The following is a 13,791-nucleotide window of genomic DNA, read 5'->3' on the forward strand; positions in this document are numbered from 1 at the left end:
AAAGGAGTCCTGCCATTTTCGGATTAACCGCCCTCTCGCCCTGGAGCCTGCTCGAACTGATCAGCGGCCTGGTGTTGCTGATTGTCGGTGCCGAAATCCTGGTACGCGCCGCCGTGCGCCTGGCCGCCAGCCTCAAGGTGCGCCCTTTGATCATCGGCCTGACGGTCGTCGCCTTCGGCAGCAGCGCGCCGCAGATGACCGTCAGTCTGCAGGCGACCCTGGCCGGCAACACCGACATTGCCGTGGGCAGCGTGATCGGCAGCAGCATTTTCAACATCCTGGTAACCCTGGGCCTGTCGGCGCTGATTATCCCGCTGCGCGTCTCACGGCAATTGGTACGCCTGGATATCCCGGTGATGATCCTGGCCGGCCTGCTGGTATTTACCCTGGCCGCCAACGAAGAACTCACCCCCGTCGACGGCCTGCTCTTACTCGTGGCCCTGCTCGTCTACCTCGGGGTGCTGCACTACCAGACCCGCCACTCCCGTCGCCCGCGTACCCTGGACACCGTGGCCCGTGCGCCCTGGCTGAGCAGCGTGCTGCTGATGCTGGGCGGGCTGTTGATCCTGGTGTTGGCCGGGCACCTGCTGCTGAGCGCGGCGGTGGATGTGGCAAGCGACCTGGGCCTGTCCGAACGCATCATCGGCCTCACACTGATCGGCGTCGGCACCTCATTGCCGTGCCTGGCCACCTCGCTGATTGCCGCCCTGCGCGGTCAACGCGAAATTGCCGTGGGCAACGTGATCGGCAGCAACCTGTTCAACCTGCTGGGCGTACTGGGGCTGACTGCGCTGCTGGCGCCGTCACCGCTGTCGGTGTCGCCCAACGCCCTGGACTTCGACCTGCCGGTGATGCTCGGCGTGGTGGTGTTGTGCCTGCCGGTGTTTTATAGCGGCTACCGCGTCACCCGCGCCGAAGGCCTGGTGCTGCTGGGCCTGTACCTGGCGTATGGGCTGCACGTGATGGCGTTCACCACCGGCATGCCTCTGGCCAACAAGCTTGAACAATTGATGCTGTATTACGTCCTGCCAGTGCTGGTGGCTTTCCTGTTGTTCAGCACGCTGCGAGCCTGGCGCCGCCAACACAAGAGGGAATCGCAATGACCGATCAGAAAAAACCAGGGGTTGAAATGCGTCGTCAGGTGATGGGCGATGCATTCGTCGACCGCGCCCTGGGCAACGCCACTGAGTTCACTCAGCCGCTGCAAGACTTCGTCAACGAACATGCCTGGGGCAGCGTGTGGAATCGCGAAGGTCTGCCGTTGAAGACGCGCAGCCTGATCACCCTCGCCGCCCTGACCGCACTCAAGTGCCCGCAGGAACTCAAGGGCCATGTACGCGGCGCGCTGAACAATGGTTGTACCGTCGAAGAGATTCGTGAAGCGCTACTGCATTGCGCGGTGTATGCAGGCGTGCCGGCCGCAATCGATGCGTTCCGGGCAGCCCAGGAAGTGATCGACAGCTACCAGCCAGCCGGCTAGATCCAGCCGCCCGCCTGCAATACGAAGATTCCGATATTCGTGGTCACCGCCGCTATCAGGGTGGTGATCACGATAATCGCGGCGGCCAATTCGTGATTGCCCTCGGCGGCCCTGGCCATCACAAAGCTCGCGGCCGCAGTCGGTGCGCCGAAGTACAGGAACAGAATCCCCAATTCAGGCCCCCGGAACCCCAGCAGCCAAGCGCCCAGCGTGGCGACCACCGGCAGCCACACCATCTTCATCAAGCTTGCGCTCAACGCCATATCGCCGCTCTTGCGTAACGCCGCCAATGACAACGTGCCACCGATGCAGATCAGTGCCAGCGGCAATGTCGTGTCCGCCAGGTACTGCGCGGACTTTTCCAGCCAGCCCGGCAACCCGATCTGGAAGTAGGCGAACGGCGCGGCAACGATCACGCTGATGATCAGTGGGTTGGCCACCACACTTTTTAAAATGCTCCACGGGTCCGACTTGATCACCGGGCTGTAGACCGCCAGCACAATGGTCGACAGCGTGTTGTAGAGCAGGATCACCAGCGCCGCGAGAATTGCGCCGAGGGAGATGCCGTAATCACCGTACATGCTCGCCGCCAGCGCCAGGCCGATCACCCCGTTGTTGCCGCGAAACGCGCCCTGGGTGTAGATGCCGCGGTCCTCACGCTTGCAGCGAAAGATCGCCCAGCCCCACGCAATGGCAAAGCTCAGCAGCGTGGCGATGGAAAAGTAGATCAGCAAACCCGGTTTGAGCGCCGCGTGCAGGTCGGCATGCAGGATGCCGAGAAACAGCAGCGCCGGCATGGTGACGTTGAACACCAGGGACGAAGCCGTGTGGATAAAGTTGTCGTTGATCCAGTTGATGCGCTTGAGCAGCACACCGAGGAACAGCATGGCAAACACCGGCGCGGTGATGGTGAGGGTCGTGAGGAAAATTGCCAGCATGCCGGGGAGAACCTTGGTGGGCGTCGTCAGGAGGCGAATGATAAGCCAGTACGGACCGCTTCGTCTGGTCTACCACTATCGGGAGCCCCCTCCCACACTTGACCGCATTTCAAAGTGTGGGGGCTTGCTCCCGATACAGGCGACTCGATCTCAGGTAATCGGCGCCGGGTTGAACAAGGTGATGTCGTTATGCAGCTTGTGTTGCTCGGCCCAGGTCTGCTTCTTGCCGCTGGCCACATCCAGGTAGTAGTGGAACAACTCCCAGCCCAGTTCCTCGATGGTCGCGCGCCCGGTGGCAATGCGCCCGGCGTCGATATCAATGAGGTCCGGCCAGCGCTGCGCCAGCTCCGTACGCGTCGACACCTTCACCACCGGCGCCATCGCCAGCCCGTAAGGCGTGCCGCGCCCGGTAGTGAACACATGCAGGTTCATCCCCGCCGCCAGTTGCAAGGTGCCGCACACGAAGTCGCTGGCCGGCGTGGCGCAGAAAATCAGGCCCTTGCCCTTGAAGCGCTCACCCGGACCGAGCACGCCGTTGATCGCGCTGCTGCCGGACTTGACGATGGAGCCCAGGGACTTCTCGACAATGTTCGACAAGCCACCCTTCTTGTTCCCTGGCGTGGTGTTGGCACTGCGATCCGCCTCGCCTTTGGCCAGGTAACGGTCGTACCAGTCCATTTCCCTGACCAACTCCTCGGCCACTTCCTTCGTCTGCGCGCGAGAAGTCAGCAGGTAGATGGCATCGCGGACCTCAGTGACTTCAGAAAACATCACCGTCGCCCCCGCCCGCAGCAACAAATCCGAGGCGAACCCCAGCGCCGGGTTGGCGGTGATGCCGGAAAACGCATCGCTGCCGCCGCACTGCATGCCCAGGATCAGCTCCGACGCCGGCACCGTTTCCCGGCGACGCTGGTCGAGTTTCTTCAGACGTACCTCGGCCAGCGCCATGATCTGCTCGATCATCTCGGTAAACCCGTGGCTGGAATCCTGTAGCCGATACAGCCACGGCTCGCTCAGGTCGACGGAGCTGTCGTTATCGTGCATCACCTGCCCGGCCTGCAATTTCTCGCAGCCCAGGCTGATCACCAGGGCCTCGCCCCCCAGGTTCGGGTTACGCGCCAGATTACGCACGGTGCGGATCGGGATGTAGGCATCCGTCGCAGTGATCGCCACCCCGCAGCCGTAGCTGTGGGTCAGCGCCACCACGTCATCGACATGCGGGTACTTGGGCAGCAGTTCGTCCTTGATGCGCTTGACCGCATGGTCCAGCACACCGGTGACGCACTGCACCGTGGTAGTGATACCAAGGATATTGCGCGTACCGACCGTGCCGTCGGCATTGCGATAGCCCTCGAAGGTAAACCCTTCCAGCGGCGCCTGGGCCTCGGGCACCTCGGTAGACAGCGGCAAGCTGTCCAGCGGCGGCGCGGTGGGCATGCGCAACTGATCTTCCTGCACCCAACTGCCGCGCGGAATCGGCCCCAGGGCGTAACCGATGGTCTGGCCGTAGCGAATGATCCGGCCGCCTTCGGGGATATCTTCCAGGGTCACCTTATGGCTTTGGGGGATGAATTCCACGGTCACCAGGCCGTCCGGGAACTCGGTCCCGGCCGGAACGCCCTGGTCATTGACCACGATCACCACATTGTCGCGCTCATGCAAACGAATGGAGCGCGGCGAGTCGGCATGTTCAATCAACTGCATTACATCGCCCCTCAGGAATGCACGTGGGTAAGGTTGGTCAGCTCAGGCCCTTGGCTTGGCGGCTCTTTGAGCACCACACGCTTGATCGGGCCGACAATTACCAGGTAACTGAACACCGCCACCAGCGCGTTGGCGCCGACGAACACCAGGGCCCACTTGAACGACCCGGTGGTGCTGATGATGTAGCCGATGACGATCGGCGTGGTGATCGAGGCCAAGTTACCGAAGGTGTTGAACAGGCCGCCACTGAGGCCGGCGATTTGTTTCGGCGAGGTGTCGGACACCACCGCCCAGCCCAGTGCGCCAACGCCTTTACCGAAGAAGGCCAAGGCCATGAAGCCCACCACCATCCACTCGATATCCACGTAGTTGCACGCCACGATGCTGCTGGAGATCAGCAGGCCGCCAATGATCGGCGCCTTGCGCGCGAAGGTCAGGGAATGGCCCTTGCGCAGCAGGTAGTCGGAAATCACCCCGCCCAATACACCGCCGATAAAGCCGCAGATCGCTGGAAGCGATGCAATGAAACCGGCCTTGAGGATGGTCATGCCGCGATCCTGCACCAGGTAAACCGGGAACCAGGTGAGGAAGAAGTAGGTGATCCCGTTGATGCAGTACTGACCCAGGTACACGCCGAGCATCATGCGGTTGGTCAGCAACTGGCGGATGTAATCCCACTTCGGACCGTCGGTTTTCTTACCCTTGCCTTTGTCCTGATCCATATCGACCATCGCGCCGTTGGCGGCAATGTGGTTGAACTCCGCTTCGTTGATCATCGGGTGCTGGCGCGGGCTGTGGATAACTTTCAGCCAGATCAGCGAGAACAGCATGCCGATCACGCCCATCACGATAAACACGTGCTGCCAGCCGAAGCTGTAGACGATCCAGCCCATCAGCGGCGCGAACAGCACCGTGGCGAAGTATTGCGCGGAGTTGAAGATCGCCGAGGCCGTACCGCGCTCGGCGGTAGGAAACCAGGCCGCCACAATGCGCGCGTTGCCGGGAAAGGACGGCGCTTCCGCCAGGCCCACCATGAAGCGCAGCATGAACAGCGCAACTACTGCGGTGGAAACCCCGAACTCGCCCACATAGCCTTGCAGCACCGTGAACAGCGACCAGGTGAAAATGCTCAGGGCATAGACTTTTTTCGAGCCGAACCGATCGAGCAACCAGCCGCCGGGGATTTGCCCGGCCACGTAGGCCCAACCGAATGCAGAGAAGATATAACCGAGGGTGACCGCGTCGATCCCGAGGTCTTTTTGCAGGCTGGAGCCTGCGATAGCGATGGTGGCCCGGTCGGCGTAGTTGATCGTGGTCACCAGGAACAGCATGAGCAGGATCAAATAGCGGACATGGGTCGGCTTGGTCGCTTGCATGTAAAAGTACTCCCACTAATTATTTTTTTTGCGGGTGATGTTTATGTGTTACCAGATGCCCCCCCCTGTAGGAGCGAGCTTGCTCGCTCCTACAGAAAGACAGGCCCCCTTAACAGGGGGCCGGGTGTTACGAACCGATGTAGCTGGTTTTCACCACGGTGTAGAACTCTTGCGCATAGCGACCTTGCTCACGCGAACCATAGGATGAGCCCTTACGGCCACCGAACGGAACGTGATAGTCCACGCCGGCGGTCGGCAGGTTGACCATCACCATCCCGGCCTGGGAATGACGCTTGAAGTGGTTGGCGTACTTCAACGAGGTGGTGGCGATGCCCGCCGACAAACCGAACTCGGTGTCGTTGGCCATGGCCAGCGCCGCCTCGTAGTCCGCCACGCGTACCACGTTGGCCACCGGGCCGAAGATCTCTTCACGGCTGATGCGCATGGCGGCTTCGCTGTCGGCGAACAATGTCGGCGCCAGGTAGTAGCCCTCGGTGTCGCAGGTCACCAGGCCACCGCCGCTCACCAGCCGCGCGCCTTCGCTCTGGCCGATGTCGATGTATTTCAAGTCCTGATCCAACTGGGCCTGGGAAACGACCGGGCCGATGTCGGTGCCGCTCTTCAATGCGTGGCCAACCTTGATCGACTTCATGCGCTCGGCCATCGCCGCGACGAACCGGTCGTGAATACCGGCGGTGACAATCAGGCGGCTCGATGCAGTGCAACGCTGGCCGGTGGAGTAGAACGCGCTCTGCACCGACAACTCGACGGCCTGCTTGAGGTCGGCGTCGTCGAGAATGATCTGCGGGTTTTTGCCGCCCATTTCCAACTGCACTTTTGCCTGGCGCGACACGCAACTGATAGCGATCTGACGGCCCACACCCACGGAACCGGTGAAGCTGATGCCGTCGACTTTCGCGCTGTTGACCAGCACATCGCCCACCACACGGCCGCTACCCATCACCAGGTTGAACACTCCGGCGGGGAAACCGGCGCGGGAGATGATTTCCGCCAGGGCCCAGGCACAGCCCGGCACCAGTTCTGCCGGCTTGATTACCACGCAGTTGCCGTAGGCCAGGGCCGGCGCGATTTTCCAGGCCGGGATGGCAATCGGGAAGTTCCACGGCGTGATCAAGCCGACCACACCCAGCGCTTCGCGGGTGACTTCAACGTTGACACCCGGGCGCACCGACGGCACGTAGTCGCCGGACAGACGCAGGCATTCACCGGCGAAGAACTTGAAGATATTACCGGCGCGGGTCACTTCGCCGATGGCTTCGGGCAGGGTCTTGCCCTCCTCCCGGGCCAGCAGCGTGCCGAGTTCTTCATGGCGCGCGAGGATTTCGCTGCCGACTTTATCCAAGGCATCGTGGCGCGCCTGAATCCCGGAGGTGGACCAGGCCGGGAACGCGGCACGGGCGGCGTCGATGGCGGCATTGACTTGGGCGACATCAGCCTTGGCATATTCGCCAATGACGTCAGACAACTCCGACGGGTTGAGGTTAACGCAGTAGTCAGCACCGGCCACCCATTGGCCGTTGATGTAGTTTTCATAACGCGGGGCTTGGGACACGAATCTTCTCCTGACGCAAAAGGCCGCTGATTGCTCAGCGGCCTTGTAGATAAGTTATTGCGCGCCTTGCTTGTCGATCAGCGCGGCCAGGGCTTCGTATTCTTCCGGCAGCAGGTCGGTCAGCGGGGTGCGCACTGGGCCTGCGTCGTGGCCGACGATTTTTGCACCCGCCTTGACGATGCTCACGGCATAGCCGGCCTTGCGGTTACGGATGTCCAGGTACGGCAGGAAGAAATCGTCGATGATCTTGCCGACGGTGGCGTGATCGTCCCTGGCAATGGCGTGGTAGAAATCCATCGCCGTCTTCGGGATGAAGTTGAACACCGCCGAGGAGTACACCGGCACGCCCAGGGCCTTGTAGGCAGCGGCGTAAACCTCTGCCGTCGGCAGGCCGCCGAGGTAGCTGAAACGATCACCGAGACGACGGCGGATCGACACCATCAACTCGATATCGCCCAGGCCATCTTTGTAGCCGATCAGGTTCGGGCAGCGTTCGGCCAGGCGTTCCAGCAGGGGCGCCGTCAGGCGGCAGACGTTGCGGTTGTAGACCACCACACCGATTTTCACCGATTTGCACACCGCCTCAACGTGGGCGGCAACCCCGTCCTGGCTGGCTTCGGTGAGGTAGTGCGGCAGCAGCAGCAAGCCTTTGGCACCGAGGCGCTCGGCTTCCTGGGCGTACTCAATAGCCTGGCGGGTCGAACCGCCAACGCCGGCGAGGATCGGCACGCTGTTGGCGCAGGTATCAACGGCGGTCTTCACCACCTGGGAATATTCGCTCGCGGCGAGGGAGAAAAACTCACCGGTACCGCCGGCGGCGAACAACGCAGTGGCGCCGTAAGGGGCGAGCCATTCCAGGCGCTTGATATAGCCCGCCTGGTGGAAGTCACCCTGGGCGTTGAAATCGGTCACCGGGAAAGACAGCAGACCGTGGGAGAGGATGGACTTCAGTTCTTGTGGATTCATTATTCGAACACCCTGGGCGAAGACTTTCTATGGAGAGGTTGTTGTTGGTTTTGCTGATGTCATACGTCATCGTACAACTATAAAAAGATTCGTCAACTGCAATTCATCGTCCGTCCTGTTCGTCTCGGTTGAAAGATGTGCCTGGGACGAAGGACGTCGCTCTTCTACGCTCGATTTGACGGTCTATAAAACAGATGGTCTGAAGGCCATTCGTCGCAACTGTGATTTCTGACAGTTACGTCAGACGTCAAGGAGGGGGATAACGCCGCGTAGAAGCCAGACGCCCTGACTTCGACGCAGAGGAGCACATGATCATGTCTTATGAAGCCCCGCGCCTTGTCGGCTCCGCCTCTTCGAGCGCTGCCGAGGTGAGCCTCAAGGGAAACACACGATTCGAGTTTTCTATCCCTGACCCAAATGACATTCCGGCCAGCGCCGAGGTAAGCCTCATTGTCGGATCGGATCCGGAATCGCCGGACCTCAAGGGGCACAAAGTGCTGGCAGGCAGGTTTGACGAAGACCAGGACGACGTTGTGAAATTATCCAATCTCACGCTCGCCCTGACCTCGGACGACCTCAAGGACTACGCCAACAGGGCGATATCCATCCGCTACCTCGTACGCTCCGAATCGGGAGACTCGTACTCGGCGCCATTAGAGATAAAAGTCCTGCCGTGAAACGGACTCAACCGCGCTGCGCCTCTGCCTCTTCATGGGCATGGCGCAGCCGTTCGCGACTGTTGGTCAGGTGCAGGCGCATGGCCGCCCGCGCCGCATCGGAATCCTGGCGGGCGATCGCCTCATAAATCTCTTCGTGCTCGCGACTCAGGCGACTCATGTAGTGATGTTGGTCGTCATGGGCCAGGCGCGCCGAATTCAGGCGGGTGCGAGGAATGATGCTGGTGCCCAGGTGAGTCATGATGTCGGTGAAGTAGCGGTTGCCGGTGGACAGCGCGATTTCCAGGTGGAACGCGAAATCCGACGCCACCGCATCGCCGGCGTGCGCCGCGCTTTCATTCAACGCATCGAGCGCCGCGCGCATGGCCGCCAGTTGCGCATCGCTACGGCGTAACGCAGCCAGACCAGCGGATTCCACTTCAAGGCTGATCCGCAACTCAAGGATTGCCAGCACATCGCGCAAGGTCACGACCGTGGCCGGGTCGATGCGGAAGCCACTGGGGCTTGGGGTGTCCAGCACAAAGGTGCCGATACCGTGACGGGTTTCCACCTGCCCCGCCGCCTGCAGGCGCGAGATGGCCTCGCGCACCACCGTGCGGCTGACGCCATGGGCGTCCATGATCGCCGATTCGGTAGGCAGCTTATCGCCACGCTTGAGCTGGCCATCGCGGATCTGCTCGGACAACACCGTGACCAATTCCTGGGCAAGACTGCGACGCTTGCGGGGAAGACGAGGGGCGGTGTTGGCGTTTTCCATGTGGGGTCATCTTTCTCGGTGAACTGAGGGGGCATCATAGCTCATGGCGGTTGTACGATCACCGTTCGGAAGCACTTTCATCTGCATCCCGATGAATTTCACCCGGATCGTCAGGATTGCCAGTGACACCTCGCACATAACCCTTGGCTATTTCCACAACGAGGATTGCGCCTAAACAGTCTCTTTGAGCTGTTACTTTTCACAGCAGACAGCCCGTTGGATAGCTTTCACAGTGACACCTGTACCGGCACACAGGTGACGAACATGAAAATCCCAATTCTGATGTGCGCAGCCGCAGCGTGGCTCCTGGCAAGCACCGTACCCGCAGCACCGCCAAGCGTGCGCAATGGTGGTGGCGAAGACATCTTGTTGCAGGGTTTCCACTGGAACTCCAGCCGCAACACCCCGCAAAAGTGGTACGAGGTGCTAACGCAGATGGCCCCTACCATCGGCAAGGATGGCTTCACCAAAATCTGGCTGCCACCGGCCTGGACCGATCAATCCAGTTGGAGCGATCCGACCACGGGAACGTCCGGCGGTGGCGAAGGCTATTTCTGGAATGATTTCGATAAAAATAGCCAGTATGGCAGCGACGGCCAGCTCAAACAGGCGGTTACCGCCCTGACAAATGCTGGGGTGCAGGCCGTTTACGACGTGGTACCCAATCATATGAACGACAAGCTCGCGGGCAAACAGGTCCGTTTCCCCAGGAGCCTCAAGCTGTGGCGAGATGACTGCACAACCCCCTCCGACTGTGATCACGGTGACGCATTCATGAGCGGTTCAGCCGACCTTAATACAGGCAATGCCGAAGTCTCGTCGCGCTTCATGCAAGAGTTCAGGAATCTGCGGGACAACTATGGCACCAAAGGCTTGCGCTTCGATTTTGTGCGCGGCTACGCGCCGGAACGTGTCGATATCTGGATGAAAAACTTTGGCGACCAGGCGTTCTGCGTCGGTGAACTGTGGAAGAGCCCCAACGAATATCCCGCCACCGACTGGCGCAATAAGGCCAGTTGGCAGGATGCCCTCAAGGACTGGTCGGACCGCTCCCACTGCGCAGTGTTCGATTTCGCCCTCAAGGAACGCCTGCAAAACGGCAACGTGGCCGAATGGCGTCATGGCCTGAATGGCAATCCCGACGCGGCATGGCGACAGGTGGCCGTGACATTTGTCGACAATCACGACACCGGCTATTCGCCCGGGCAATACGGCGGACAACACCACTGGCCGTTGTCCGATCCGATGCGCGATATCGCCTACACCTATATTTTGCTCAGCCCCGGTACGCCGACCGTCTATTGGCCTGACATGTATGACTGGGGCCGTGGCGACCTGATCCGCACGCTGATCAGCCTACGCAAGGACGCCGGCATCCGCGCCGACTCGCCCATCAGCTTCCAGGGTCACTATTCCGGCTTGGTGGCCGCCACCAATGGCAGTCGCAAGCGTTTGTTGCTCGCCCTGGACTCTGACCTCAACAAGGCGCCAGATGGCTTTACCCCCGTTCTGCTCGCGGACGGCCAGCGCATCCGCGTCTGGCAAGCCAGCCAGGCCCTAGCCGACACGACCACCACGCTGCACTGCGACAATGCGCAACCAAGTCCTGGGCAAGCCGTGTATGCGGTGGGTTCGCCCCTGGAACTGGGCGCCTGGGACCCCGCCCACGCCATCGCCCTGCAACCCGGCACATCGAATCGCTGGAGCGGCTCCGTTGTCTGGCCCACGCAGCAGAGCGTCGAGTGGAAATGCCTGATTCGCAACCTCAGCAACATCAACGAGGTCTATTGGCAGGCTGATCCCAACAACCGCTTCGTTACGGGGGCAGCCAGCGAATCCGTGGGCCGTTTTTGACAAAAAAATGGTTCTTCACGGATTACCGGGAAAGACGCTCTTGATTTTCATGAAAAAGAATTCGCTATCCCGGTAACCGTACGCCATCCGTTTGATGACCTTTATTCGATTATTTATTCCTTCCAACTGACCGGTGTGCATCGGCCAGCGAACCCGGCTGACGATGCCCCGCCAGTAACTCTTTAGCCGTTTGGCGAACTGGATCAGTGCCGGTATTTCGCTTTCATGCGCATGGCGCAGCCATTGCTTCCAGGCCGATCGCCAACCCCAAGCGGTGCTAGGCGTCCAAAGCGTTTTGAGTTCAGTCTTCATCAAATAGACCTTCATCAACGCGTGGTTGGCCGCCAGCAGATCCTCCAGGCGGACCTGTTGCTCCGGTGTTTTCAGGTTCTGCGGGTTGCGCAGGAGCAGCCAACGCGCCTGCTTGATGACCTGTCGGGCCGGCTTGTCATGACGCAGTCGATTGGCTTCGTCGACGCGAACCCGATCAATCACCTCTCGGCCATACTTGGCCACCACATGGAAGAGGTCGTAGACCACTCGCGCGTTGGGACAGTGCTGACGAACCTCCAGGTCAAAAGCAGTGTTCATGTCCATTGCCACCGCTTCGATTCGGGCGCATCCCTCTGGCCCCAGCTCTTCGAAAAACGGCCTGACCGCCGCCCGGCTGCGGCCTTCGCCGACCCACAGCACTCGTCGTGTATCCGCATCCAGCACCACACTGGCGTAACGATGGCCCTTGAACAGGGCGAACTCGTCCATCACCAGACGCCGTGGTTGCGCCTTCGGCAGATCGCTCAATGCCGCTTGCAAGGCACGACGCTCCAGCAACCGAACGGTGTCCCAATGCAGCCCAAACATCTGCGCCACATGCAGCGTGGGAAGGCGTTCACAGGCTTGAATGACCGCCTCTGCCAGACGCCGCGTCATACGGGCATAGCGATCCAGCCAACTGACGGCCTCCATGCGTTTACCGCAGTCGCGGCAACCAACGCGTCGGAGCAAAACGCTCAGGCGCACCGCACGACCGAGAATGGGCAAATCACGAATGACTCGCTCGCAATACTCATGCGTGGTTGAACAGGGTTTTTGGCACCCGCCACAGGAAGGGAATCGGGTGGCGTGGGGTGTCAGATCGATCTGGAGGGCGTCACCATCAGGCTTGATCGTGACGACAGAAAAGCCCTCCCAAAAAGGAAGGAAAGTATTAATATCGCGCATAAGAACGCCGGTTTGTTAGATGTGTTTGCTCGCACGAACATCATTAATCAAATCGGCGTTCTTGTTTCTGTGTTTCCCGGGATTCCGTGAAGAACCAAAAAAATGCCCCGGCGAGACCGAGGCATTTTTCAATGTATGTCCGAGGACCTACATAGTGTCACTTCACCACTTTCAAACTCGGCCGACCGCTTGGGCGAGGCGGCTCGGAATCCGGTGGTGGCACATCATCGCCGTCTTCACCCTCGATCGCTTCGTCATCCTCGAAAGGCGACTCCAGATCGAACACCATGCCTTGGCCATTTTCCCGGGCATAGATCCCGAGGATGGCACCAATCGGCACGTACAGCGTATGCGGCACACCGCCGAAACGCCCTTCGAAGCTGACAGCTTCGTTGTCCATGTGCAGGTGGCGCACGGCGCTGGGTGATACGTTCAGCACAATCTGTCCGTCACTGGCAAAACCCTGCGGTACCTGAACCGCAGGAAACTCGGAATTGACCAGCATGTGCGGGGTGCAATCGTTGTCCACAATCCACTCATAGAGCGCACGGACCAGGTAGGGTCGACTGGAGTTCATCAGCGGCTCCTTAAGCCTTAGCGCATATCGCGTTCGACACCGGACAGACTCGTCTGGAAAGCCTCACGCGCAAACTGGCGCTCCATGTAATCAAGCAGCGGCTTGGCCGGCCGCGGCAGTTCAATGCCCATAATCGGCAAGCGCCAGAGTATGGGCAATAGGCAGCAATCCACCAGGCTTTGTTCCTCGCTGAGGAAAAAAGGCTTATCGGCGAACAGTGGCGAAACACCCGTCAGGCTCTCGCGCAATTCCTTGCGCGCCACGACACGGGCCGCCTCTTTGCTGCGCGAATCCAGAATCAAATCCACCAGCCCGCACCAGTCGCGCTGAATCCGATGGATCAGCAGGCGGCTGTTGGCACGCGCCACCGGGTATACCGGCAGTAAAGGCGGATGCGGGTAACGCTCATCCAGATATTCCATCACCACGGTTGACTCCCACAACGCCAGGTCACGATCGACCAGGGTGGGCAAGCTGCCGTAAGGGTTCACTTCGATCAGCTTCGGCGGGTGACGACCCACCTCCACACTGATGATCTCGGCGCTGACACCCTTCTCTGCGAGCACGATGCGTACTCGGTGGGAATAGTGGTCGGCGGGGTCGGAGTAACAGGCCAACCGATTGGTCACGCCCATGGCGGTCCTCCTCGCTTGTTGAAATTATGGAAA

General features: G+C 60.5%; 13 protein-coding genes. 4 read left to right on the forward strand and 9 right to left on the reverse strand.

Annotation, left to right across the window (positions count from 1 at the left end; translation table 11 throughout):
* Positions 1 to 56 precede the first annotated feature (56 nt).
* On the forward strand, positions 57 to 1,103 hold the full coding sequence (locus tag ACLH0J_RS29415) for a calcium/sodium antiporter (protein ID WP_411392909.1): 1,047 nt from the start codon (positions 57 to 59) through the stop codon (positions 1,101 to 1,103).
* Positions 1,100 to 1,480 (forward strand): carboxymuconolactone decarboxylase family protein, encoded by a 381-nt coding sequence (locus ACLH0J_RS29420; RefSeq protein ID WP_010567672.1) that lies wholly within the window; start codon positions 1,100 to 1,102, stop codon positions 1,478 to 1,480. The genes ACLH0J_RS29415 and ACLH0J_RS29420 overlap by 4 nt, the downstream gene beginning before the upstream one ends.
* Here the strand turns inward: ACLH0J_RS29420 and ACLH0J_RS29425 are convergent.
* From ACLH0J_RS29425 to kdgD, 5 genes are all read right to left on the reverse strand, one after another.
* Positions 1,477 to 2,418: an AEC family transporter gene (locus ACLH0J_RS29425; RefSeq protein WP_411390189.1), complete on the reverse strand. Its 942-nt coding sequence runs from the start codon at positions 2,416 to 2,418 to the stop codon at positions 1,477 to 1,479. The two genes, ACLH0J_RS29420 and ACLH0J_RS29425, sit on opposite strands and share 4 nt — an antisense overlap.
* Before the next feature lie 150 nt (positions 2,419 to 2,568).
* A complete protein-coding gene (garD, locus tag ACLH0J_RS29430; RefSeq protein ID WP_411390190.1) occupies positions 2,569 to 4,122 on the reverse strand; it encodes a galactarate dehydratase in 1,554 nt (517 codons plus the stop codon).
* Positions 4,123 to 4,133: 11 nt separating this feature from the next.
* Positions 4,134 to 5,498, reverse strand: coding sequence for an MFS transporter (locus tag ACLH0J_RS29435; RefSeq protein WP_411390191.1), 1,365 nt, complete (start codon positions 5,496 to 5,498; stop codon positions 4,134 to 4,136).
* Between the two features lie 127 nt (positions 5,499 to 5,625).
* Positions 5,626 to 7,071 carry an aldehyde dehydrogenase family protein gene (locus tag ACLH0J_RS29440; RefSeq protein ID WP_411390192.1) on the reverse strand — a complete coding sequence of 482 codons (1,446 nt, stop codon included), beginning with the start codon at positions 7,069 to 7,071 and terminating at the stop codon, positions 5,626 to 5,628.
* Positions 7,072 to 7,125: 54 nt separating this feature from the next.
* A complete protein-coding gene (kdgD, locus tag ACLH0J_RS29445) occupies positions 7,126 to 8,037 on the reverse strand; it encodes a 5-dehydro-4-deoxyglucarate dehydratase (RefSeq protein WP_411390193.1) in 912 nt (303 codons plus the stop codon).
* Between the two features lie 314 nt (positions 8,038 to 8,351).
* Here kdgD and ACLH0J_RS29450 point away from each other — a divergent pair, with 314 nt between their 5' ends.
* Positions 8,352 to 8,714, forward strand: coding sequence for a hypothetical protein (locus tag ACLH0J_RS29450; RefSeq protein ID WP_411390194.1), 363 nt, complete (start codon positions 8,352 to 8,354; stop codon positions 8,712 to 8,714).
* A 7-nt stretch (positions 8,715 to 8,721) separates the two neighbouring features.
* On the opposite strand, the gene ACLH0J_RS29455 is transcribed toward ACLH0J_RS29450, so the two are convergent.
* On the reverse strand, positions 8,722 to 9,471 hold the full coding sequence (locus tag ACLH0J_RS29455) for a FadR/GntR family transcriptional regulator (RefSeq protein WP_411390195.1): 750 nt from the start codon (positions 9,469 to 9,471) through the stop codon (positions 8,722 to 8,724).
* Between the two features lie 264 nt (positions 9,472 to 9,735).
* Between ACLH0J_RS29455 and ACLH0J_RS29460 the strand changes: the two genes are divergently transcribed.
* Positions 9,736 to 11,325 carry a glucan 1,4-alpha-maltotetraohydrolase domain-containing protein gene (locus tag ACLH0J_RS29460; RefSeq protein WP_411390196.1) on the forward strand — a complete coding sequence of 530 codons (1,590 nt, stop codon included), beginning with the start codon at positions 9,736 to 9,738 and terminating at the stop codon, positions 11,323 to 11,325.
* Between the two features lie 15 nt (positions 11,326 to 11,340).
* Here ACLH0J_RS29460 and ACLH0J_RS29465 read toward each other — a convergent pair whose 3' ends face one another.
* From ACLH0J_RS29465 to ACLH0J_RS29475, 3 genes are all read right to left on the reverse strand, one after another.
* Entirely contained in the window at positions 11,341 to 12,546 is a 1,206-nt protein-coding gene (locus ACLH0J_RS29465) for an ISL3 family transposase (protein WP_411388398.1), read from the reverse strand.
* A 157-nt stretch (positions 12,547 to 12,703) separates the two neighbouring features.
* On the reverse strand, positions 12,704 to 13,123 hold the full coding sequence (locus tag ACLH0J_RS29470) for a ClpXP protease specificity-enhancing factor (protein WP_411390197.1): 420 nt from the start codon (positions 13,121 to 13,123) through the stop codon (positions 12,704 to 12,706).
* Between the two features lie 17 nt (positions 13,124 to 13,140).
* Complete coding sequence (locus tag ACLH0J_RS29475) at positions 13,141 to 13,758, reverse strand: glutathione S-transferase N-terminal domain-containing protein (RefSeq protein ID WP_276196512.1); 618 nt, start codon at positions 13,756 to 13,758, stop codon at positions 13,141 to 13,143.
* Positions 13,759 to 13,791 lie beyond the last annotated feature (33 nt).

The sequence above is a fragment of the Pseudomonas sp. MPB23 genome (genome assembly GCF_046605395.1).
Taxonomy (GTDB): Bacteria; Pseudomonadota; Gammaproteobacteria; order Pseudomonadales; family Pseudomonadaceae; genus Aquipseudomonas.